18 protein-coding genes and 1 pseudogene are annotated in these 24,848 nt (G+C 43.7%); 7 read left to right on the forward strand and 12 right to left on the reverse strand.

The window, feature by feature from the left end; all coding sequences use genetic code 11:
• Window positions 1-85: 85 nt before the first annotated feature.
• The 11 genes from yfaE to W293_RS0115450 all read right to left on the reverse strand — a co-directional run bounded on the left by yfaE (window position 86) and on the right by W293_RS0115450 (window position 12,825).
• Window positions 86-352 carry a class I ribonucleotide reductase maintenance protein YfaE gene (yfaE, locus tag W293_RS0115400; protein WP_025653277.1) on the reverse strand — a complete coding sequence of 89 codons (267 nt, stop codon included), beginning with the start codon at window positions 350-352 and terminating at the stop codon, window positions 86-88.
• A 37-nt stretch (window positions 353-389) separates the two neighbouring features.
• A complete protein-coding gene (gene nrdB, locus W293_RS0115405) occupies window positions 390-1,523 on the reverse strand; it encodes a class Ia ribonucleoside-diphosphate reductase subunit beta (protein ID WP_025653278.1) in 1,134 nt (377 codons plus the stop codon).
• Window positions 1,524-1,590: 67 nt separating this feature from the next.
• Window positions 1,591-1,974, reverse strand: a complete 384-nt coding sequence (locus W293_RS0115410; RefSeq protein WP_025653279.1) for a hypothetical protein — start codon at window positions 1,972-1,974, stop codon at window positions 1,591-1,593.
• Between the two features lie 39 nt (window positions 1,975-2,013).
• On the reverse strand, window positions 2,014-2,301 hold the full coding sequence (locus tag W293_RS0115415) for a type II toxin-antitoxin system RelE family toxin (protein ID WP_025653280.1): 288 nt from the start codon (window positions 2,299-2,301) through the stop codon (window positions 2,014-2,016).
• The gene (locus tag W293_RS0115420; protein WP_025653281.1) at window positions 2,291-2,542 is read right to left on the reverse strand and encodes a type II toxin-antitoxin system Phd/YefM family antitoxin; all 252 of its coding nucleotides are present in this window, start codon (window positions 2,540-2,542) and stop codon (window positions 2,291-2,293) included. Before W293_RS0115420 ends, W293_RS0115415 begins: the two co-directional genes overlap by 11 nt.
• A 93-nt stretch (window positions 2,543-2,635) precedes the next feature.
• The gene (locus W293_RS17305; protein ID WP_156915606.1) at window positions 2,636-2,890 is read right to left on the reverse strand and encodes a hypothetical protein; all 255 of its coding nucleotides are present in this window, start codon (window positions 2,888-2,890) and stop codon (window positions 2,636-2,638) included.
• Window positions 2,891-3,029: 139 nt separating this feature from the next.
• Window positions 3,030-4,637: a hypothetical protein gene (locus W293_RS0115425; protein ID WP_025653282.1), complete on the reverse strand. Its 1,608-nt coding sequence runs from the start codon at window positions 4,635-4,637 to the stop codon at window positions 3,030-3,032.
• Between the two features lie 175 nt (window positions 4,638-4,812).
• Window positions 4,813-7,089, reverse strand: a complete 2,277-nt coding sequence (gene nrdA / locus W293_RS0115435) for a class 1a ribonucleoside-diphosphate reductase subunit alpha (RefSeq protein ID WP_025653283.1) — start codon at window positions 7,087-7,089, stop codon at window positions 4,813-4,815.
• A 514-nt stretch (window positions 7,090-7,603) separates the two neighbouring features.
• Window positions 7,604-7,960, reverse strand: coding sequence for a YbeD family protein (locus W293_RS0115440; protein ID WP_025653284.1), 357 nt, complete (start codon window positions 7,958-7,960; stop codon window positions 7,604-7,606).
• 258 nt (window positions 7,961-8,218) lie between these two features.
• A complete protein-coding gene (gene rpoD, locus W293_RS0115445) occupies window positions 8,219-10,138 on the reverse strand; it encodes an RNA polymerase sigma factor RpoD (RefSeq protein ID WP_025653285.1) in 1,920 nt (639 codons plus the stop codon).
• A gap of 494 nt (window positions 10,139-10,632) precedes the next feature.
• Window positions 10,633-12,825 carry a DNA primase gene (locus tag W293_RS0115450; RefSeq protein WP_025653286.1) on the reverse strand — a complete coding sequence of 731 codons (2,193 nt, stop codon included), beginning with the start codon at window positions 12,823-12,825 and terminating at the stop codon, window positions 10,633-10,635.
• A 583-nt stretch (window positions 12,826-13,408) separates the two neighbouring features.
• On the opposite strand from W293_RS0115450, the gene W293_RS0115455 reads away from it, so the two are divergent.
• On the forward strand, window positions 13,409-14,989 hold the full coding sequence (locus W293_RS0115455; protein ID WP_051395079.1) for an alkaline phosphatase: 1,581 nt from the start codon (window positions 13,409-13,411) through the stop codon (window positions 14,987-14,989).
• Between the two features lie 352 nt (window positions 14,990-15,341).
• Here W293_RS0115455 and W293_RS0115460 read toward each other — a convergent pair whose 3' ends face one another.
• The gene (locus W293_RS0115460; protein WP_025653288.1) at window positions 15,342-16,577 is read right to left on the reverse strand and encodes an outer membrane protein assembly factor BamD; all 1,236 of its coding nucleotides are present in this window, start codon (window positions 16,575-16,577) and stop codon (window positions 15,342-15,344) included.
• Window positions 16,578-17,392: 815 nt separating this feature from the next.
• Here W293_RS0115460 and W293_RS0115465 point away from each other — a divergent pair.
• The 6 genes and pseudogenes from W293_RS0115465 to W293_RS17465 form a co-directional block, all read left to right on the forward strand.
• Window positions 17,393-18,706, forward strand: coding sequence for an RluA family pseudouridine synthase (locus W293_RS0115465; protein ID WP_025653289.1), 1,314 nt, complete (start codon window positions 17,393-17,395; stop codon window positions 18,704-18,706).
• 62 nt (window positions 18,707-18,768) lie between these two features.
• Window positions 18,769-19,785 (forward strand): polyphenol oxidase family protein, encoded by a 1,017-nt coding sequence (locus W293_RS0115470; protein WP_025653290.1) that lies wholly within the window; start codon window positions 18,769-18,771, stop codon window positions 19,783-19,785.
• Window positions 19,786-19,868: 83 nt separating this feature from the next.
• Complete coding sequence (locus W293_RS0115475; RefSeq protein ID WP_025653291.1) at window positions 19,869-20,486, forward strand: flavodoxin family protein; 618 nt, start codon at window positions 19,869-19,871, stop codon at window positions 20,484-20,486.
• 901 nt (window positions 20,487-21,387) lie between these two features.
• Window positions 21,388-22,842 (forward strand): cytochrome c, encoded by a 1,455-nt coding sequence (locus tag W293_RS0115480; protein ID WP_025653292.1) that lies wholly within the window; start codon window positions 21,388-21,390, stop codon window positions 22,840-22,842.
• A gap of 206 nt (window positions 22,843-23,048) precedes the next feature.
• The gene (locus tag W293_RS0115485; RefSeq protein WP_025653293.1) at window positions 23,049-24,650 is read left to right on the forward strand and encodes a flavin monoamine oxidase family protein; all 1,602 of its coding nucleotides are present in this window, start codon (window positions 23,049-23,051) and stop codon (window positions 24,648-24,650) included.
• A gap of 13 nt (window positions 24,651-24,663) precedes the next feature.
• Window positions 24,664-24,848 (forward strand): annotated as a pseudogene (locus W293_RS17465) (hypothetical protein); the annotation flags it as partial.

Below are 24,848 nucleotides of genomic sequence, written 5' to 3' on the forward strand. Positions count from 1 at the left end.
AAAAAGATTATTAGCATAAAAAAAGCGCGTTATCTTATGTAGATAGCGCGCTTTTTATTGATCTTAACGTTTTATAAATGAGAGGTTATTTCTCGATTGGTTCGTGGTTGATATAAATCACCCCTTGCACACGGCAGCAGCAGGGTAGGATCTCATCGTCCTCAATCATCGCAAGCGGAGCAAACGGGTAATCGACCGTATGCGAGCTGGCAATGCGCTTGACTCGGCAGCTACCACAGTAGCCTTCCTTGCACTGATAATTGACCTCATGTCCGGTGCGCAACAGTCCATCGAGTAGACTCTCATTATCATGCAAATAGAATTGTTTTTTACTGGTCATTACCCAAGTCATGATAAATCCTATGTAAAAAGCGTAAAGCTACTAAAGCCTAAAGCTCAAAATCATCAAAGTCACTGTCTGATAAGTCCGAATCAATCTGACCGACCAAGTACGAGCTGATTTCGGTTTCTTGCGGTGCGACCTGTACATTGTCAGACGACAACCACGTATTGATCCAAGGAATCGGATTTGATTTTGATTTCGGGAAAGCTGATGGCAAGCCCACCGCTTCCATACGCAAGTTGGTGATGTATTCGATATATTGGCACAGAATATCTTTATTCAGACCAATCATCGAGCCGTCTTTGAACAGATAACCTGCCCATTCTTTTTCTTGCTCAGCCGCCTTGCGGAATATCTCGATGCTTTCCTCATAGCACTCTGCGGCAATTTCGACCATCTCGGGATCGTCACGACCGTTGCGCATGAGGTTTAGCATATGCTGCGTACCAGTCAAATGCAGCGCTTCATCACGAGCGATGAGTTTAATGATTTTGGCATTACCTTCCATCAGCTTACGCTCAGCAAAGGCAAACGAGCAGGCAAACGACACATAAAAGCGAATGGCTTCTAAGACGTTGACCGCCATAATGCACAGATACATTTGCTTCTTAAGTGACCTCAAATCAACGGTGATTTCTTTACCGTTGATATTGTGCGTACCAGCACCGTACAGGCTATACAGCTGCGAATTGCGATACAGCTCGTCATAATATTGAGCGATGTCTGAAGCACGCTCTAAAATGTGCTCGTTTTGCATAATATCGTCAAACACAATACCGGGATCGTTGACGATATTACGAATGATATGGGTATAGCTGCGTGAGTGAATGGTCTCAGAGAATGACCACGTCTCAATCCATGTCTCCAGCTCAGGAATCGATACCAGCGGCAGTAGCACGACGTTTGGGCTACGACCTTGGATAGAGTCGAGTAGGGTCTGGTACTTTAGGTTACTGATAAAGATATGCTGCTCATGCGAGGACAGATTGCCGTAGTCCATACGGTCTTTTGACACATCGACTTCTTCTGGACGCCAAAAGAATGACAGCTGCTTTTCAATTAATTGCTCAAAGATGGGGTGCTTTTGTTGGTCGTAGCGGGCAATATTGACTGGCTGACCAAAGAACATCGGCTCTTTCATGGCGTCATTTGGTGTTTGGGAAAAAATCGAATAAGTCATGGGACTGCCTTTATAAGTGATACGGTTATTAATTTATATGGATTTGACTGGGTTTGCTTGGATTGGATTACAAGTTCTCTAACGATATCTGTTCTGACGTCTGTCCATCATTCATATACGCTTTAAATATCTCGCTCAGCTCCACATCATCCAATGCTTCCAATTCATCGATTGCGCTTTTGCGCAGCGCACTCAAGCCTTCATCATCTGACAGTTGCTGTATTTCTTTCTGTGCGTCTTTTTTGGTTATTCTCTTAGCTGGTTTTTTTGATGCTTTTGCGGTGTCTTTCTTTGGTGTTTCTAGTGTTGATACAGCGCCTTCGCTTAATTGCTGACGAACTTCCTCGATGTCTACTTCTACTTGTACGATATGCGAGCCGCCATCGTTTAGGTCTGAAAATACGTTAGGGATAAACAAACCACCGTCTTTGATGATTGCGGTATATTGCACGTCTATGACCTCCGTCATTTTATTCTGTCTGTGTGTCGATTACGGCTGGCGTGTCGCAAGCGCGTCATATACTTTGTTATTTTCTCTTTTGCCTACTGCTAGCACGTATACAACGACGACATCATCTTTGACGATATATACCAAACGATAGCCGATGGTGCGTAGTTTGATTTTATAGGCGTCCGTATGTCCTGAAAGTTTCGACGCAGGCACACGAGGGTTTGATAATCGCTGCTGTAATTTTTTCTTAAACTGCTGCTGAATACTGGGCGCTAACTTTTTCCATTCTTTTAATGCTAAGGGATGAAACTCAAGACTATAAGTCATCCAATGTGACCTTGATAGGTGTTTGCCCGTCATTCATCCGTGCGCTAACGGTTTGACTCAATGCCATATCGTCCATCGCTTCCATCATGCGCTCATACATATCGGTTGAAACTAAATAAGCCACGGGTTTATTGTGGTTTAAGATAGCAATTGATTCACCGTCCGACTGTTTAATCAGTGCCGAAGGATTGGTCTTTAGCTCTGAGATACTGGCTGTCTGTGTGGCAAATATGGGTTGCATGATTCATTCTCCACTAAAATTACGCTCTAAATATAGGGCTAATATTAGCACGAAAATTAGGTCTTATTTGTTACTGTATTAATTTTAAATATTTTAGTAGCCAATCCCGCCTACCGCTTGTATCTGCCTAGCCGCTGGCGTGCAGTCTATCGTGTCTGACCGCATTCCTGTTGTCTCGATACTACATTCAGCCACGGACTGCATCGCCATCGTCGTCAGCGGGATACCGCTATAGTCGGGGCTAAACGACCTTGTTAGGACGTCTTTCTTTTTTCTTAATGACTCTTCTGATTGGACGTAATTTGTAGGGTGCGCCTCGCGCACCTTTAAACATGATTTCCATATCATCGGTGCGCTGGGCGCACCCTACAACTTTCTATGCTTTAGAGTAGGTTGGTGTCGAGGCACGAGACCCAACGAATTATTCAATTAAAATTGTTGGGTGTCGCAAGCTCCACCCAACCTACGCTTGTTTTTCATACAACAGTTAATTATGAGCTGTATTATTGTGCAACCATGAAGCGCTTGCTTCGTCTATTTCATAATTGAGGTCTTTACTATCATTAACTAGACTCACACCTAAGTTTCTAATCTCGTCAAATCCAATTTTCAAAGAATGAGTCGCTTCTTGGACTAAGCTTTCATCATCTTTTGATAGGGAGTACATAAATTTCAGAAACCCAATTTTTTGATGAATTAACGGAAATGACGGGTCAATTTCAATAATCTTTTGTAAAGCTGTGATACATGCTTCGATTCTATCAACATATATGTTCATGACTTGTTCCGTACCTTGCGGTAGAAACTTTAATACTTCAGATTTAAAAAGTAAGTTGGCTACATTATCATCCAATTCTTCTAGCTTTAGTTCGATTAGTTCGATATGCGCTTCGCTCAAATCTTTGATTTCTAAGAATTCCTTAAAAATATCAATAGTGAATAGTATGACATTATCTTCAATTCTTGATAATAGTATATCGTAAGTCGACATCACTTCTACGTAAAAATTAGATTCTTCATTTTCTTCGTCTGATAATAATAAAGGTAGTATTTCTAGATAATATCTCGTGGCAAAATGTCTTTTAAAGTCATTATAGTTATCATAAGGAAAATATGAATTTAGTCTAATGCAATTAAATATTTGTTTAATTCCTTCTTCATTATTTTTCTGCATAAACATAAGCATTGCATAATATCTATGGTAGGAAACTTCAAAAATATTTACAAAACTAGTAGTTTTTACTGATGATATTTTGTGAGTTTTCATTTCCTCCTTAACACTATTAAGAATTTTCAAGTTATCATCTAGAGAGTATTTTAGGCTTTTTGAATCATCATATGCTATAAACATATCGTTAAAAGACTGAGATATGAATAAGAAGTTCACTTTTATACTAAGACTTATTTTTACTCTCTGGTTTAAGTTCTCAAACTCAAGTATGTCCTGTATAGCTTCTAAGTTTTCTTGAAACACGAGGGAAGTCTTATGTTTGTTGGTATTCAAGTAGCTCTTGTAATGTATAGAATCAGATTCTGAATCAGGAAAAAAAGAAAAACCAAATATTACATTTTTAGTTACAAGTTTTTTGAATAAGGAATTCAAGCTTTTATAGCTTTTCATCAAAGTATAGAACCTTGGAATGTCCATACTCTTAATTTTTATTATCCTCATTTTTATTAGGTAACTATGTTTCTTAAAATTATCTATTTCCTGATCAACTATACTATCTATTTTTTCCGTCTTAATATTCTTATCAAGGTAGCTATTGTCATTATTGTAATACGATCCAAGGTACAACAAAGTTGGTTTGTTTGAAAAATCTTTAAACGTTATAAATACTGATATTATAGTTACAACAGTTATGGTTAAGAAAATATTTATAAAAACTGAAGTATTTAGAGTAAAATGAAAAATAACACCCAATAATATAAAAGCACTCCAATGCTTAATATTAAAAAAAATAAAAGCAGCTAAAGCTTTGATAACTTCTCCTAGCCTCGGTGCTAGAAAAGTAGAAAGTACGAATGCGCCTATAGCCCCTAAGATTGATAAAGTAGCTGGATTTTTAAGTACTTCATTTAGCTCAATAGGCATTTTTTGGAACCAAGTCAGTTTTATGGATTATAAGATATCGAATTACAGTAGTTAAGACGTATGCTAATTTGCACGCTGGTGACAAAAAGCTCATACAAGCGACTAGCAGGATCAGCTTCAAAAGCCAAACCCGCCATCCATCAGAAATTCTATTTAAAGAGTTTTTCCTGAAAACTTAAATCTTACACGCACCGCCAGCACAATCATCTTCCATATCCGCTTGCGCATCGTTCGCACCATCACGCGTGTTATGGTAGTACAACGTCTTCACGCCAAGCTTATAAGCGTTGAGCAGATCTTTAAGCAATATCTTCATCGGTACACGGCCACCTTCATAACGAACCGGATCGTAGTTAGTATTGGCAGAGATGCTTTGATCGACGAACTTTTGCATGATAGCGACGAGCTTTAAATAACCGTCATTGTTCGGCATTTGCCATAGTAGCTCGTACTGATCTTTTAGGGTAGCAATCTCAGGCACGACTTGCTTGAGGATACCGTCCTTTGACGCTTTGATAGAGACCAGACCGCGTGGTGGCTCGATACCATTGGTCGCGTTGGCAATCTGACTAGAAGTCTCAGACGGCATCAAGGCGGTTAGGGTAGAGTTGCGCAGACCGTGAGTGGTGATTTCAGTGCGTAGCGTTTCCCAATCGAGATGTAGCGGCTCTTGGCAGATTTTATCCAAGTCGGCTTTGTACGTATCAATCGGCAAGATACCTTGCGAGTAAGTTGTCTCATTGAACGCAGGGCACGCGCCTTGCTCTTTTGCCAATTTGTTTGAGGCTTTTAAGAGATAGAATTGCAATGCTTCAAAGGTTTGATGGGTCAGACCATGCGCGCTGCCGTCTGAATAGCGCACGCCATTCTTCGCTAAGTAATACGCATAGTTAATCACGCCCACACCTAGCGTACGTCGACGCATACTGCCATTTTGCGCAGCTTTGACTGGATAGTCTTGATAGTCGAGCAGGGCATCAAGCGCACGGACGATGAGCTCGGCTGGCTCTTCGATATCGCTGACGTTTTCAACTTTACCCAAGTTAACTGCTGATAGCGTACAAAGCGCGATTTCGCCTTCTTCGTCATTAATGTTATCAAGTGGTTTAGTCGGTAGGGCGATTTCCATGCATAGGTTTGACTGACGAATCGGAGCGACCGTCGGATCAAACGGGCTATGAGTGTTGCAATGGTCGACGTTTTGGATATAGATACGACCCGTACTGGCGCGCTCTTGCATCATTAGGCTAAACAAATCTGCCGCTGGGATTTGACGGCTACGAATGCTTGGGTCATTCTCGTACTTGGTGTATAACTCTTCGAATTTGTCTTGATCTTCAAAGAAGGCATCATACAAGCCAGGGGTATCACCCGGTGAGAATAGCGAGATATCTTGACCTTTGATGAGGCGGGTATACATCGTTTTGTTTAACTGAACGCCATAATCCATATGACGAACACGGTTGTCTTCGACACCGCGGTTGTTTTTGAGTACCAGTAATGACTCAACTTCTAAATGCCATAATGGATAGAACAACGTCGCTGCACCGCCACGGACGCCGCCTTGTGAGCAGCATTTAACAGCTGTCTGAAACAGTTTATAGAATGGGATACAGCCAGTATGCTGGGCTTCACCGCCACGGATAGGGCTACCAAGGGCGCGAATACGACCAGCGTTGATGCCGATACCAGCGCGCTGCGATACATAGCGTACGATGGCGCTAGTGGTCGCGTTGATTGAATCTAGGCTATCACCACATTCGATCAGTACACACGAGCTAAACTGGCGTGATGGCGTACGCACACCTGACATGATTGGCGTCGGTAGCGAAATTTTGAACTCTGAAGTCGCATCATAGAAGCGCTTCACATAGCTCATGCGCTCAGCTCTGTCGTAATTGGCGAACAGACACATACCGACCAGCATATATAAGAACTGCGGGCTCTCATAAACGGTTTTGCTGACGCGATCTTGCACGAGGTATTTACCCGCCATTTGCTCAACAGCAGCATAAGCCAAATTCATATCGCGCCAGTGGTCGAGGTATTCTTCTAATTCATCAAATTCAGCACGGCTATAGTCAGCTAGGATATGTTGATCATATTTGCCAGCGTCAGTCAGTTTTTTGACATGGTCATATAGGTGCGGCGGAGTGAATTTATTATAAGCAATCTTACGCAGATGAAAGATGGCCAAGCGCGCGGCTAAATACTGATAGTCAGGCGTGGTTTCAGAGATAAGGTCAGCGGCAGACTTGATGATGGTCTCGTGAATATCACGAGTTTTGATACCTTCATAAAACTGAATGTGCGACTTTAGCTCTACTTGTGACACAGACACGTTATCCAAATCGTCCGCTGCCCAGGCAATAACCTTGTGAATTTTGTCTAAATCAATAGGCTCTAAACGTCCGTCACGTTTGGTCACTTGGATTTTGTCGATATGTGTCATGCTAGCCTCTTAGATGATTGCTTATATTATTCGCTAAGCGGTTAAGTCCGCGAAACGTTTATTATTAAATTAATAATCAAACTACTAATAATCAATAGCTTAGCGGTGCTTTTTTATGGCAAAAGCATCCAGCTGCTCGAAATAATGATAAAAATCATTGAGCACTACATGTAGCGTCTTTATTAGTAGGTAGGCACAATATAGCGGGAAAATTTTGAAAATACTATATTGATTTTAGTAGCAAACTATGTTGCTAAGGGGTGAAAGCGCGTCCAAATTTTGGCAAAGGACGACGGGGCAAGGGTTAGGTGCGAATGACACAAATAATAAATTTTTTGTAAAAATGGATGGTCGTTTGCTTTTTATTATTTGCTAAAGGGTCGAGTGATAGTTGTGGTCATCACCGTAATAATTCGGATGCAGATTGTACCGCAGACAACAAAAAATCGCCACCCATATGAGTGACGATTTAGACCTAAAAAGGGTTGTTTTTTTCTAAACACCCATTCCCTGTTTATACAACCAAGCGTACCGTTTTGGCATCGTCTAGTGAGGCATAAAGCGTATTTACTTGTTCAACAGTGGTTAAGTACAGATTGGCACGTACCGAATGAAAACGTCCTGTTTTTGACGGTTTGACTTCCATAGACGCCAAATCAAACTCTGGGAACTGGCTACCGAGGATGAGCTTCACTTCATTCAGCAAATTCTCATGCTCGCCTTCATGACCGATGATGCTCAGTGGGTAGTTCATTGGGAACTCCCAAAGCTCAGGATTTTGCACGTCGGTTTTTTTGCCTTTCAAAATACCGTCATTGGCGACTAACTCGGTCACTTTGACGTCTCTTTTTGGGTTGTTGTTATCGCTCATCATCGTATCCTTATCGTTATTTGAGAATGTCGCTTACATACTGGCTATTTATAATGGCACTTGACCCATTATTCAAGGGCACTGATACGTATTGAAGCAAATTAGTAGCGCTGAAAAAGAGCACTGCTATTGTTAAAATAAGCTAGCAATACCATAAATGACTATCTTGTAGACACAAAAAAGCTGAGTCATGCTCAGCTTTTTTGATTTGATTTTAAGAATGCTTATATCGTGTTCAGCATTTTGTACCTAGATAAATTAGTCATTTTCAAGGAAAGAGCGTAGGTGCTCTGAACGTGATGGATGACGCAATTTACGTAGGGCTTTTGCTTCAATCTGACGAATACGCTCACGCGTCACATCGAACTGCTTACCAACTTCTTCTAACGTATGATCCGTTGGCATATCGATACCGAAACGCATTTTTAGGACACGTGCTTCACGCTCAGTCAGATTACCCAATACGTCACGAGTGGCTTCACGCAGACCAGCCGCGGTTGCATCATCAACAGGACTTGAAATCGTACCATCTTCGATGAAATCGCCTAGATGTGAGTCTTCGTCATCACCGATAGGCGTCTCCATAGAGATAGGCTCTTTGGCGATTTTTAGCACTTTACGGACTTTGACTTCGTCCATCTCTAAGCGTTCGCCTAATTCCTCAGGCGTTGGCTCGCGTCCCATCTCTTGTAGCAATTGACGTGAGACACGGTTGATTTTGTTAATGGTCTCAATCATATGCACAGGGATACGGATGGTACGCGCCTGATCCGCGATAGAGCGGGTAATCGCCTGACGAATCCACCAAGTGGCATAGGTCGAGAACTTATAACCACGACGGTATTCAAATTTATCGACTGCTTTCATCAGACCGATGTTACCTTCTTGAATAAGATCCAAGAACTGGAGACCACGGTTGGTGTATTTTTTAGCGATAGAGATAACCAGACGTAGGTTGGCTTCGACCATCTCTTTTTTAGCACGGCGAGCTTTTGCTTCACCGACTGCCATACGACGGGCGACGTCTTTCATATCGTGGATTTTCATGTCGAGCTGCTGCTCGTAATCACGAATTTTACGTTGTAGCAAAATCACGTCATCGGTGACTTTTTCTAGCGTACCAGCAAAAGCGGGCTTGCCTTTTAGGCGCTCAATGAGCCAATCAACGTTGGTTTCGTTACTAGGGAAGGTCTTGCGAAACTCATCACGCGGCATACGACCACGGCGAATCACCAAACGCATGATTTGACGTTCTTGCTTACGCACATCATCATACACGTCATGCATGATAGCCATGACTTGGTCTGACAAGCGATTGTTGAGCTTGAGCATCATAAAGCGTTCTGCCAATTGTGCATAGGCTTCGTCGGCTTGTGCGCTACCACGACCATAGTCGAGCAAGGCCTGTTTTGCTTTAATAAATAGGTTTTCGATCTCTTCTAGACGCAAGCGTACTTCTTCTGGATCGATGCCGCCCGTTTCTTCTTCCTCTTCCTCAGCGTCATCAATATCATCAGCGTCGTCATCATCGAGATCGTCTTTCGCATTGGCTTTTGGCTTGATAACAGGCGGGTTTTCTTTTTCTTCTTTGATGCGCTCGCGCTCTTCTTTCGCCGCTTCTTTGGCTTCTTGAGCCGCTATTTTGTCTTCTTCGGTCTCAGGATCCAAAAAGCCGGTGATGACATCAGAGAGTTTTTTGTCGCCATCTTGCACTTTTTGATATTCATCAAGGACGAATTGTACCGTGCCCGGCCAGTATGACATCGCATGCTGGACGTCACGAATACCTTCTTCGATACGCTTGGCAATAGCAATCTCGCCTTCACGGGTTAAGAGGTCAACCGTACCCATCTCACGCATATACATACGCACAGGGTCAGTGGTGCGACCAGGCTCTGTCTCAACAGAGGCAAGCACTGCCGCTGCCTCATCCGCTGCCATGTCATCATCACTTGAATCATCGTTCATCAAGATGTCATCGGCATCTGGGGCAGACTCAAAGATTTTAATGCCAACGTCGGTCAGCATTTGCACGATGTCTTCGATCTGGTCACTTTCGGTAATAGAGTCGGGTAGTTGGTCATTCACCTCGGCATAGGTAAGGTACCCTTGCTCTTTACCCATTTGGATTAAGGTGGCCAGTTGAGAGGTGGACTTAGAAACTGACTTATCGTTCATAAATACTCGCTTACTTGCATCGGACATTTTTATAGGGTGACTCGCTAGCGCTCGCTCGGTGCGTTGATCTAATCAATCGATTAATCAAAATAAGGCGTAGGGACAGTCAACAATATCAAAAATGAGTGGATATGAATAAAGGCTCAAAACACTACAATAACGGAGCTAAAAAACTGTTAAAAATATATCAAAAATAATAATTGTTAAAAGTAATACTAAAAATTTGTGCTTAACGATGCACGCTTATAGTCATTTCGTAAGCCATGCTATAAATAGTTAGCGACACAGTTTAACACAGACCAGTGTAGTCAAGCACGAGGTAGTGCATGCTCTCTATCATATTTACTCATTATTTTCGATTCGTATAATGGTTTATTGTTCGTATAATGAATGATAAAGATGGCTTGAGCGATTGGCCATAATCACTAGTAGTGGGGGCAACCACCATACTTTTAAAGGGCTGCCAATTTATAAACCAAAAATAACATCAGATATTAAGACTGCACGGTGACCATCTGCGCCGATTGTTCGGCTTGCTGAGCACGTAGCCAATCGTTCAATAGCTGTGTCTGCTTACGGACAATCGCCAGCTTAATATGATCGGGGTTTTTTATCAGCTCTTGTATCTTTTTCTTCATATTGCGTTCGAGAAGCTGACTGACCAAGTTTTCAATCAGCTCATCAAGGCTCAAAATATTTCTTGTCGTTAGGGTTTTATAAAAGCCGCCCCAGTTACGACTCAGCATCTCTTGGGTAATCGGTTTGACGTTCGACAGGATAAAGTGCGCAGCGGCGTTGGCGTCCTGCGGTAAATAATTGAGGCAGCGCTTGATAGTGCTGACGATATCGAGCAGGGCATCATCTTGCAAGTCTTCCCAAGCAAGTGCACGCAAGATATCAGGCGAGGCTTTTTCCTTGATATGAGCTGGCAGGTTGATGCGGTTGATACCGGCCTGTTGCCAGATCGACTCAATAGGATCTTCAAGCAGTGCACGCGGCTGGAATAAAAAACAAAGCTGCAATTGCTGGCTGATGGTCATATCACCATCGAAATCTAGCAGCGCGTCCCTTGCTTCTTTGTTTTGGCTACGCTTACCACCTAGCTTTTGATAGATATCATTATTTAGTAGGTAACGAAAGCTACTGCCTTTGGGAAGCGCCATGGTTAGTGAACGTACCTGTGACATCAGTTTGGCTTTGCCTTCTACCAAGGTCAAATCATAGCGCTCGCTTAAGTAGGCAAAAATATACTGTGACAGCGGCATGGCATTTTTGATTTGCTCTCGCATAGCGTCACCGCCTTGACTCTTGATAAAGGTGTCAGGGTCATGATTGTTGGGCAGTGTCAAAAACCGTAGCTCTTTATCATCAGCCAGTACAGGCAGAGCAACTTCTAGCGTTCGCCAAGCCGCTTTTTGTCCTGCACTATCACCATCGAAGCTTAATGTCAGGGTAGGATTTAGCGTTAATAATCGCGAGATTTGACTCTCATTAATCGCCGTACCCATAGAGGCAATCGCGCCATAGATACCGGATTGGTAAAGGGCAATTACATCCATATAACCTTCGACCACCAGCCAACTATCCGCACGTTGCTGGCGTGATTCATAATAGCCGTACAGCACATGCTGCTTATGAAAAACGGGCGAGTCAGAGGAGTTGATATATTTGGGCTTCACGTCATCATCGAGCGCGCGACCACCAAAGCCAATGGTGCGACCTTGATTGTCACGAATCGGAAAAATCACCCGATCGCGAAGCAAGTCGTAATCGCGCCCAGATTCTGATTGGCGCACTAAACCAAGCGCTTTTAGACCTTCAATATCTTGCGGGAATTGATGCTCAAGATGCTGCCAACCGAAGGGTGCATAACCGAGACCAAAAGTCTCAAAGATATCTTCAGTAATGCCACGCGATAAGAAATAATGCTTGGCATGCGGATGGATAGTGAGGTTGTGTTGATAGAATTGCTGAATTTGTTCCAGTAAATCGTATAGATTGCCGTCTTTATCTGAGACACTATTGTCACTATGTGAGCCTGCGCCAGCATTGGTATCGGTCAACCATGCAGGTGGAGCGCCATTGTTAGTTGCATCTTGATAGTCGGCAGGATAAGAATCCATTGGATAAGGCGCTGAATCGTAAGCGTCTAGCGGTGGATAGCTGTCGTAGCTGTTTTCATAGTTATGATCGTAGCTACTATCATGATTATTATGGTCATTATAAGTGGGCTGATCTGTATAGTTTTTCTGCTGAGAATCGGTTGCTATGCTTGCTGGTAATTGGTTATCCACTGCTGGCTGAAATTTTGCAGTTTCAGCAGCGGGTGCACGCGAGGCGGGTTTTATAGCAGCTTGTTTTTTAGTACGCTGATAACTAACGTTTTGCTGTTCTTCTTTTGGGACTTCGATGCCCGTTTGTTTTGACAGCTCATTGACCGCTTCGATGAACGTTAGGTTTTCATAATCACGTAAAAAACTGATGGCATTGCCACCGACACTACAACCAAAGCAGTGATAGATATTTTTTTGTGGATTGACGTAAAAAGACGGTGATTTTTCACCATGAAACGGGCAACAGCCTTTAAACTCACTACCAGCACGTTTGAGCGTCGTGTGACGCCCAATAATACTGATTAAGTCAGCTTGGCTATTTAATTGTTCGAGAATATGGTTTGGGATACTCATAAGGACAAATATTTTACCACAAGGTCTACATACAATTCATAAATAGGGCTACCAATACCTAAAATAGTTTCAAATAGATGAGAAACCGTTAGTATAATTCGTTTGATTTCTCAATAAAATATCACTGTAGTCTGTTATGACTTTTAAGCCCTTTGTAAATGTATACTGGCATTTCGATTAAGCCAAGTTACTGATAATTTGTCATTAAACTCGGTGAAATATTGTTACGGAATTGTGTTAGTGTATTCGTTTGAATGCTTCCTCACTGCAATGAAGATTCATTTTAATAGGGAAGTTATTAAGAAAACGGTATGAGTTCAATGAGCCATGGAGTGCGCGTACTTCACGAAGGTTTGCGTAAAAAAGCCATGTCTATTAATTCTGCTGGAGGTAGAGAGCAGTCAAATAATCGGCTCCGCTGACGAACGAGAGCTACACCATATCACTCTAGGCAAACATCTGGACGACAGCTGAGGTGGCGATAGTCGCACCCAAATAGCCATGAAAACACCAACCGTAATAGGATTTTATTATGAACGTCCGTAAAGCCACAGTAGCAGCAGGAATGGTCACAACCTACCTGATGCTGACAGCGTGTACAACAATGCAATCTGCGCCGCAAGCAGTACAATCCACGCCGGAAAAAGCCAAAAACGTCATTATGATCATTGGCGACGGTATGGGGCCACAACAAGTTGGTCTACTATTGGCGTACGCCAAGCAAGCGCCAAACTCGGTAATCACCGACGGCACAACAGCCTTTGACCGGATCGCTGCTAACGGCCGTATGGGTATTTCCATGACCCACGCCAACAACAACCTAGTGGTCGATTCTGCCGCTTCCGCTACACAACTGGCAACCGGTAAGCTAGCTGGTGCTGAGATGGTTGGCACGGATAAAGACGGTAACAGCGCAGAAAGTATACTGGAAAAGGCCAAAAAACTAGGCAAATCCACCGGGCTGGTGTCCGATACCCGCATTACCCATGCAACCCCAGCTGGCTTTGCCGCGCACCAGAGCCATCGCAGCTTAGAAAATGAAATTGCTGAAGACCTGCTGAACAATAACGTAGATGTCATGTTGTCCGGTGGTCTGCGTTACTGGATTCCTGAGTCCGTCAATGATGAGCAATCAGCTGTCCGCCAAGAATTGGAAGTGCTGTCCGAAGGTAGCGTCGTTATCAAATCTAAGCGTAAAGACAACCGAAACTTGATCGCTGAAGCACAGCAGAAGAACTATGATTTAGCGTTCAACCGCTCACAGATGGAAAAGGCCGACGGTAAAATACTTGGCTTATTTGCTTATTCATCGTTGCCAAACGGTATTACCGAGCACCAAACTAAGAATGACCCCGCCCGCACCATACCAACGCTAAAAGAAATGTCAGAAAAAGCGATTAATTCGTTGTCCAAAAACGACGAAGGATTTTTCCTGATGATTGAAGCTGGGCAAATAGATTGGGCAGGGCACTACAACGACACTGGCACTATGCTGCACGAAATGCTGCGGTTGAACGAAACACTTAATTATGTATTGGATTGGGCAGAAGGCCGTGACGATACCCTGATTGTGGTAACCGCCGATCACGAAACAGGTGGCTTTGGCTTCAGCTATTCTGCTAATGATCTACCCCACGGACGTGACCTACCAGGCAACGTTTTCAAAGAGCAACAGTTCCAACCGCTCTTCAACTTCGGCGACGTAGCGACCCTCGATACACTCTACGAGCAAAAATCCTCCTACGGCGACATATTTTACAGCCAGTTCGATGCACTAGAAGCAGACCAGCAAACACCTGCCAGCTTAGCTCGCATTGTAAATTCTGAAACTGGCTTTGACATTACAGAAGCTCAAGCTGCGCGCGTACTCGCAACCGAGGACAATCCTCTTTACACCGAAGGTCATCCTTATCTAAGCACCAAAACCGTTCCAAAAATGGACGTTAACGGTGCCTTTTTCGCTTACCAAACTGACGACAATCGTCAAAACCTGCTGGCTCGCGAAGTGGCTGAACAGCAAAACGTAGTCTGGGCCACCGGCACCCATACCAATACACCGGTACTGGTATTTACCCAAGGCCCGGGAGATACTACCGTACCCTTTGGCAAAGTACTGCATCACACAGAAGTAGGTCAACACGCTATGGAAGCACTAGAAGACTAATACATTAATACCTGCCTAAATATTTGACTGGCCCTCGATAATTATCGGGGGCCGGTCTACTTTTAAAAGGCAATGGCGTTAAATAATGAGGGGCTTAATTCTGCTACGTTTATGGTGAGTTGTTAGAGAAGGGTGGTTTGCGAAGGCATAAGCAGTTTTCCCGTAACTGCAAACTCGGGTGTGTTACAGTAGCATTGATACTAATGATGAACAATTATCGATATTAAAAACATAAAATCTATAAAGATATTGTTCAGTATCAGTATGAACAAAAAAAGGCCAACTATCAGTTGGCCTTTTTAAATAACTACAGATTAGCTATATCACTTCAGTGTAAGGCTATGAACGCTAACTATTCAGCTTCTTCTATGACTATATCATTGTCCATTGGTGTTAGACGAATACTATCGCTATTATTCTCATCAGATAGCGTGGTACGGCGCGTTGGGTTGATGTTCTGCGGATCAACATTCGCTTCTCTAGCGGTAGAGCCAGTGCTGGCTTGGTTGGTAACGCGTTCAGAGGACGCCTCAGGCAGACCTAAGCCGACATTGATACCACCAATACGGTTCGTTGGAGAGGTATTTAGTGGTGCATTAGCGTTAGCAGCATTGGCGTTAGTTGCATTGTCATTTGGCAATCGCAACTGATTGGCGTTACGAACGACTTGGGTTTTGGTTGCGCCAGTGTAGTTACCTTGAGAGACTGAGCTGTCTTTGATACCCGAACGGCCAAGCTTACCAAAGGTCAGCTTGTTAAACCAAGTGCGGTCACGCTTGGTATTGAGCTTGACGCGTCCATCACTGGTTAGCCAATTTGGATAGTTGATTTGTAATAGGGTTTTGTACTCTTTGGCCAAGTCGGTTAGCCCTAGCTTTTCATGGCTGTAGGCGAGAATGGCGATGGCTTCGGGTACAGACTCGCTCAGTGGATAGTATTGAAAGACCCATTTGGCACGGTTGATAGCCGCGACATAAGCTTCACGCTCAATATACCAACTGGCCGCACTCAGCTCACTTTCAGCAAACTGATTGTAAATAAAGGTCATACGCTGTGCAGCATCTGGCGTATAAGGGCTATTGGGGTACTTATTAATAAGCTCTTGAAAGTTGGCAAAGGCGATACGCAGATAGGCAGTATCACGCTCAGCTTGATTCAGCTTAAACAATTTAAGGCCTTCAGATGAGCCCTGCATATTGGCCACACCGCGCACGTAATAGGCGTAGCTGACTTGCGGATTAGAAGGGTAGAGACCAATAAACTGATCAGCGCTGGCTGCTGCCAACTCAAACTTACCGCTTTCATATTGGGCATACATCATATCGAGCAGCGCTTGTTCAGCATACTGTCCGGTAGGATAAAAAGTACGCAGATTGGTCAAGTCTTCAATCGCTTGGGTATAACGAGCTTTGTCAATCTGAGCGATGGCATCGTTATAGTAGCCTTGCTCTGACTTCTCGGCGGTTTCGACTGCATCGACGTTTTTATTGGTCAGGTTCTTAAAAGTCTGACAACCCACCAAGTTGACACTTAGCGCAAGCAGGGTGATTGAGGACAGTTTGATAAACGTATTGCCAACAGCGTGCATACTTCTTCTCCGACACAAGACGCATAATAGCAGCGGCGCTATCATGCTATATATAAGGTTAATAATAAAAACGATGCGTAACGCACCAGTTAACGGTTTATTATTGAGTATGCTAATAGGTAAGCCGACTCGTAATCAACATAATTTTTATCAAATACAGTTTTTGCAATGGCTTATTTAATAGTACCAGTTTAAAAGTACATTTTTAAAAATACCGTGCCATAGCATACAGCAAAATAGAGCTTACTTTATAGAATAACCGCGGCTTCGTCTATTTTTTCGTTATCTATTTTGCTGTTCATCTATCTAGAGCGCTTTGAATGGCAGAAGGCCTTCCGTATTTATCTTAGTGTATTCAAGGCCCTACCAGCGGATATATCCTGAACATCTCTGTCTATTACGTTTCAGCTTTGCAGTTTAGCATGAGCCGTCGCAACGAGCGATATCGAATGGCGCTGACATCGACAAATATACAGTAAATTACAGCAACGTCATATTTTAGAGAGTTAATTGTCGATGATTTAGCGATCAAATGATAGGGATAAAATGACAGATAACGCGCAGCTTCTATAGGGCTTGAGCACTTGGCATGCTACACTATGGCACTACTGCCGCTGATTTTTTGACCAAGATAGGTTTTGATGGTCAATGCGAGGCGTTGTTTTTGTTATAGCGCACTATATTTGCCTATAAATTTTTCTTATAAAGTGGTTTATTATAAGTGCTTTATTACTATAAGAAGTGCATTGCTATAAGTACTTTATAAAATTATGTCAGGCATTTTTATGTCTAAATCTGTTATGAATAATAATACTATGACCACCCATTTACCACCGAATCAATCGCTAGATACTGATTTATCAGCGCAAGAGCCTTCCATGTCAAATAAAGTTTTAAAAAATAACGAATCATCAGATGCTAAGCCGCTAGAAACTGATGACCGCATAAACGCAGAGACGGTATCCGATGGTTTCATCGCAGACGATACCCTGTCACAAGCGTCAGAAGGTACTGTTTCAGAAGGCAGTGTCTCAAAAGATAGTGATAGACTCGATGACGAGATGATTGAGGACTATGAAACGGATGAGGCTGACGAAGGTATTGATGACAGTGACGACGATGATGATGCTGATTATGAAGCGTCGACTGCAGGGCAAGCGGTACCCGTCGTTATCGATGTAACCTATGCCGTCACCGAAGAACAAGCAGGTCTCCGTATCGATAAATTGGCATCACTGGTGTTTACCGACTTTTCGCGTGCGCAGTTGCAAGGCTGGATCAGCGACGGCAGCTTACTCTATAACGATAGCGTGCAAAAGCCCAAGATTCGGGTCAAAGCGGGAGATGTGATACATCTGTCAACGACGCTGCAGCCGCATGGGGAAGATCAACCAGAAGATATCGATATCGATGTGGTCTATGAAGACGATGATGTCTTGGTGATTAATAAGCCCGTCGGTATGGTGGTTCATCCTGGTGCTGGCAATCAGACAGGTACTTTGGTCAATGCGTTGCTGTATCACTATCCGCAGCAGCACCATCTTCCGCGTGCCGGTCTGGTGCATCGTATTGACAAAGACACTTCTGGATTGTTGCTTATTGGCAAGACCAAACCTGCGCAATTGGCATTGATGGAGCAACTGAAAGACAAGTCTGTCTATCGTCATTACCAGTGTGTCGTCGCTGGCGATGCGGCAAGTCTGCTGCGTCATCGTCGTATTGATGCGCCCATTGGTCGCCATCGCAATCAGCGTACCAAAATGACGGTCATGACTGCTGGTCGCGAAGCGGTCACGCATTTGTTAAATGTGACGGCTCTTAATGACAATTACTGTCTGCTAGATGTGGGTCTTGAGACGGGTCGTACCCACCAGATTCGCGTGCATTTGAGTCATATTACCTATCCGATCGTCGGCGATCGCGTCTATGGTGGTCGTCGTCAACTGCGGGCAGGTCTCACAGAGGCGCAGCGTCAAGCGATTACTAACTTCCCAAGACAGGCATTGCATGCTTATACTTTGGGTTTTGTTCATCCAACGACGGGCGAAGATATCGAAGTCACTACGCCAATCCCTGAAGACATGCAGCAGTTGATGGCTGTGTTAGGTGATGGTTACGATCCTGAATAAATGCTTTTGACTAATTGGCCTTAAGTACGTATTTCTGTGACGAGAGAGATGGTAGAGACGCCATGAAAAGTAAGCTTCCTATGACATTGCTAGCACAACTAGACGATGTGGCGGTTTTTCAGACCGCCGCACTTGCCAATGGTAATAAATGTGCAGCTGATACAAACAGTCAGCAAATGCATGAGCTAGGGCAGGCGAGCTATGGCGCGCTTAATTTGGGCTTGCATGTAAACGATGATGCGGCAAAGGTTTTAGACAATCGCATGCGTCTCTTGACGGCGATTAATGAGAAATTGAACAGCTTGCCATCAACGAGTGCGCAAAATACTCCTATCAAAAGATTGCATTGGGTCAATCAAGTACATGGCAATGATATTCATCATATCGACGCCACTGCCTTAAGTATGCAACCGCTAGCGGCTGATGCTATGCTGAGTCAGCAGCAGGGTGTCGGTTTAGCGATAATGACTGCCGACTGTGTGCCTATTGTTTTATATCAACCTGCAAGTGGTAAAATTGCCGCCATTCACGCAGGTTGGCAAGGGCTGGCTTGTGGCGTCATCCAAGCAACTGCTGAGCGCTTTACCGACTCAGGGCAAATTATGGCATGGATTGGCGTCTGTATTAGCCAGCAGAATTATGAAGTGGGTAGTCAAGTCCGCGATAAGCTACTGGCAGGTTGCGTAGACAGTCAGTTATTAACGTCAGCAAATATCGAGCGCTTCGATGCGCGCTACGTGATGGATTCTGCAAACCAAACCGGTGATGATAGCCATACTGATACTAGTAAAAATTCGGATGTTAATCCTCAGTGCTTACATAAGACCGTTGATAAACTCGCAAATTATGCCAAAGTAAATGCGGATAACATCAAGCTAAACTTACCAAGACTTGCCGCTGACCAATTAACTGCTGCTGGTATGACGTTATGTAATGAGTCTGCTATAGGCTGTAGTTACGGCGATGACCGTTATTACTCTTATCGGCGTCAGACGCATTTGCAGCAACCAGCGACGGGACGGATGGCGCTAGTGATTGTGCGCCGTGCTTCCACCCAGTCAGATACTGAGTTGGTATGAATTTGCTAGTCGCTGATCAATACTAAGTACGCTTGAGCCATTTTATTTCTATTTAATTATTTATAGCCATTATTAGAGTTTGTATGAATACATCTGCCACAGCATCTTCAACCTCCATAGCGACTGATGACGCAACGAGCGTATCGATTGCCGTCATCTATCATAGCAATTATGGTCATACCAAGCGTGTGGCCGAAGCGATCGTTATAGGTGCGCGCCAACAATTACCAGAAGCGCAGGCAAGAGCCGTCGATGTTCATGATGTCGACTGGGATTTTTTGGATCAGGCAGATCTGCTGGTTTTTGGTAGTGCCGTCTATATGGGTAGCGTGACTGCTGGATTTAAAACCTTTATGGATGAGACCTCACAGCGTTGGTACCATCGCAAATGGGAAGGTAAGTGGGCCGCAGGTTTTGCCAATTCGGGCGGTCTTAGCGGTGATAAATTGGCCGTCTTACAACAGATCTGTTTGTATACCATGCAGCACGGCATGAATTGGATCGGTTTACCCTTGATGCCGACAGGTCATGAATCGCATGATTTAAATCGTCTGTCGAGCTTTTTGGGGCTCATGACGCAATCCCTTGACGGCCCTCCTGAGGAAACCCCTGGTAAAGGTGATATCGATACGGCTATCTGGTTTGGTGATCATTTAGCCAAGACCATTATCAAGCATCGACCAGTCATTGCAGTTGGCTAAAGTCAGATTGCCTTTATTAGCATAAATAAGGATTAATTGTCGTAACTGAGACTTGCAATATAATCAGAAATTAACGGCACTATTTCCTCTTTGGACTGCAAAGTTATCTCCTTTTTATCACCATTATTAAAATCATGACACGCCCTAATAAATAAAAAAGCAGACATCAATTTGATAGCTGCTTTTTTTATTGCCATTAGTAAAATTATTTACTAAGGTTTTTGGCGGGTAATGGTTTGACAGGAATGGGGTTTTCGACAAATTGAAAAGATTGGCATGCGCTTAATAGTAGCGCTGCCGAGAGTATGTAGGTCATGACAAAGGATTTCATAATGGTATCTCAGGACACAATTGCCAGCATTAAAAACAGCGTTCATCATAAACAAATTACCGCATTATGCAACGGCTAACCTCATATATACCTCAGTATAATGTGAAGCGTAGACATAGTATGGTTTCTGCACTATGTATCTATTATGTACGCTCGAAATTAAAAATAACAGTCAAAAAATAGAATTATTGAGTTTTATTACTAAAATTTCGTCATTATAAAAAACAGATAAAGCAGTTGATATTTATTAGTAATTGTTTTTAAAAGGAATTTTTTATCGTTGTTAATAATAATATGAATATATGGTTTGAATAATAAAACCCAACCTCTAATGATAAAATCTTTTATTTTTGTAAAAAAATAGGGTGGTTAAGTTACTATTTAAGCAATAACAGCAAAATAGTTTTACATTAGTGGTGAAGGCAGACATTCTACGGTAACTAATCTTCATAGATGCCTCATAGGCAAAGACTTAGATATTGCCAAACAATGAATGGATACTGCTAAATAATAGATATTATGTGCTAAAAATAATTAAAACACCCTAGATGCCAGCTATATGAGGATATTATGAAGCCACTCTCTGTGATGTTATCAATGCTAGCCATTGGTATCACCTCCAGCGCCGTCATGGCTGAAGGTGTCAACCTTCCTAATGCGAGCTTGCCCAACGCAAGCCTACCTAATGTCAGCCCCGCCAATAGTGAGCTTGTCAATCGCGGTGCTTATATTGCTCGCGCTGCTGACTGTATGGCCTGTCACGGCGAGGACTATACCGGCGGGACGGCAATCGAGACCCCCATGGGAGAGATCTATTCCACCAATATCACCCCATCCAAACGTTACGGTATCGGCGACTATACCGAAGCGGACTTAAAGAATGCGCTGCAAAAAGGTCGTGCGCCTGACCATATGCTTTATCCTGCCATGCCATATCCTTCTTACAGCGGCATGAAAGAGGAAGACATCAGTGCGCTGTTTGCTTATTTACAGACGGTACCAGCGGTTGACGAAGCCCCCGAAGAAAAAACGGATCTACCATTTCCTTTTAATATTCGCAGCTTAATGTTGGGTTGGAACTTTCTCAACGTACCGTCTACTGAAAAGCGCGAAGGACTGAACGAGACCCAAAAACGCGGTGAATATCTGGTCAATAATCTAGAGCACTGTGGCACTTGCCATACCCCACGTAATAGTACGATGGGTTTTGATAAGAGTATGTACCTATCTGGTGCTCAGCTCGGCAACTGGCATGCGCCAAATATTACCCCAGATGAGTCAAGCGGTATCGGTAGCTGGAGTGAGCAAGATATCGTCACTTATCTGCGTACAGGCGAGCTTGATCAACGTGCATACGCTGGTGGCCCCATGGGTGAAGCGGTCGCCCACAGTACCCGCTACTTAAAAAATGAAGACTTAAGCGCCATTGCGTCTTATCTAAAAGCCGTACCTGCTGTCCAAACCGAAGACAAAGTGTCTGCGGTGGATGTGTCGCGTCTGCCAACGCCAATCAACGAATCTATCACGCATGACTTGCTGGCGCAAAAAGAGTATTTGAAACAGGCAAAAGCGGCAGTAGGTAATGGCAGTAACGCTCCAGAGTCATTATATCTGGCAGCTTGTGGTAGCTGTCATGGTGTTAACGGTTATGGTCAGCCTGATGCTCGCTATGCGCCTATCGTTGGCCTGAGCAGTATCCGCCGTGACCAGCCCGATGCGCTGGTTAATATGATTCTTCATGGGGTAGAAGGGGCAACCAATACGTCGCCTATCATGCCAGGGTTTTCAGACGAGTTAAATAGTGAGCAAATCGCTGGTATTGCCAACTACGTACGGGTGAATTTTGGTGGTCTTGCTAGCAGTAATGTGAGTGCTGATGATGTTGATCGCATCGCAAATACTGGCGTTGATAAGCCTTTCTTGATTAAGTACGCAGGCTTATTGGCGATAATAGGTATTATCGTTGCGATTGCTATCATTGTATTTATCATCCGCGCCATCTTACGCTCTAGACGCCGCGCTTAGTTTGACCATGTTTAGATAAATGGTCGAACAAAGAATTTATAAAGGCGTATTAGACGCTGATTACAGTACGAGAATTAAGGTCAAAACGGGAGTGCATTAAGGCTTGGCAAGACAAACGTTCGATATAAACTGAGCCGATAATAAAAGCAAAATGCCAAAGAACAATGCCTGCCGTTATACACGACGTCTACTTTAAGGACATTATTATGAAAGATATGCTTCAATCACCAACGCGGCGCCAACTGCTCTCGATGATCGGTAAAACCGCAGGTGCAACCGCGATGTATCAAGCGATGACGACCCTTGGGTTTGCTTCTGAATCGAGCTTTAAAGAAACCATGGATCTTAAGGGTGCACCTGCAGGCGCTAGTATTGTCATTCTTGGTGCCGGTCTTGGTGGGTTAACTGCGGCGTATGAGCTACGAAAAGCGGGCTACGATGTCAAAGTACTTGAGTTCCAAAACCGTGGTGGTGGTCGTAGCTGGACACTCAACAGCGGGGACAAATATACTGAGCTGGGTGGCGAAGAAGTGACCTGTGATTTTGAAGAGGGTAATTATTTTAATGGTGGACCGTGGCGTCTGCCCAGTCATCACTATGCTGTCTTTCATTATTGCAAACAGTTCGGCGTCGAGATGCAGCCCTTTATTCAAACCAATGATCGTGCCTATCTGCACCGTACCACTCATTTTGATGGTGTCCCACAGCGTTTGGGTGATGTAAAAAATGATATTCAAGGCCATGTGGCTGAGCTGTTGTCAAAGTCAGTTAACGTTGGTGGTCTTGATCGCTCGGTTAATACTGAGGATAAAGAAAAGCTGCTTGAAGGCTTAAAAGGCTGGGGTGTGCTCGATAAAGATTATCGTTATCGCGCCAGTAATGAGACCAGTAAGCATCGCGGTTTTAGTGTCTTTCCCGGTGGTGGCTTGATGCCTGATGCAAAACCGTCAAAGCCTTTGCCTATCAGTGAAATCTTAGATTCAGGCATGTGGGCGGATATTTATGGCAATCATATGACCTATGGTCACCAACCAACCATGTTTCAGCCAGTAGGCGGCATGGGCAAAATCGGTGATGCCTTTACCCGCGAATGTCGCGATATGATTGAGTTTAACGCAAAAGTAACCAAAATTCATCAAGATGAAAGCGGTGTGACTGTCGATTATGTCGATAGCAACAGCCCAGACGGGGCAACCAAAACCATACGTGCCGATTGGTGCGTGTGTAATATCCCGCTAACGGTGCTGACGCAAATGGATATTAACGTCTCAAAACCGATGAAAGAAGCCATGGCGGCAGTACCTTATGAGACTTCTTATAAAGTTGGCTTAGAGTTTAATCGCCGCTTTTGGGAAGAAGACGAGTGGATATTTGGTGGATTGACTTATACCGATATGCCCATTGCACAGATTGCCTATCCTTCACAGAATATGTTTAAAGATGGTACTGGAGTGCTACTAGGAGCCTATGGTTACGGCCCGACATCTTATAAGTTTAATACTTTGACGCCGCAAGAACGTATCAATGTCGCGCTCGCTTACGGTAAGTATATTCATCCCCAGTATACAAAAGAGTTCCGCGCCGGTACGTCAGTAGTATGGCATCGTATCCCGTGGACGCTCGGTTGTTATGGAATTTGGAATGAATCAACTCGTCGTCAGCATTACGACACTTTGTGTAGCATTGATAACCGTATTGTACTGGCGGGCGAGCATTGTTCACATATTCCAGCGTGGCAAGAGGGCGCTATTTTATCTGGTATGGATGCCGCAAAGCGCCTACATCAAAAAGCAAAAATGCTCGGTTAAATATTTGGTTAATATGGATAACTATAAAAATTCAGAGGCTATCATGGACAATGCAATCGTGAAGAAGGCAATCTTGAAGAAAAAAGTCATGAAAAACATGACACCCAAACTGCTGACTGTGATGTTGCTGAGTGTGATGAGCAGTGCAGCACTGTTAGGTTGTAGTCAACAGTCAGATGATGTAGAGACAGTGGCTAG

Origin of the sequence: Psychrobacter sp. TB67, assembly GCF_000511065.1 — a bacterium.
Taxonomy (GTDB): domain Bacteria; phylum Pseudomonadota; class Gammaproteobacteria; order Pseudomonadales; family Moraxellaceae; genus Psychrobacter; species Psychrobacter okhotskensis.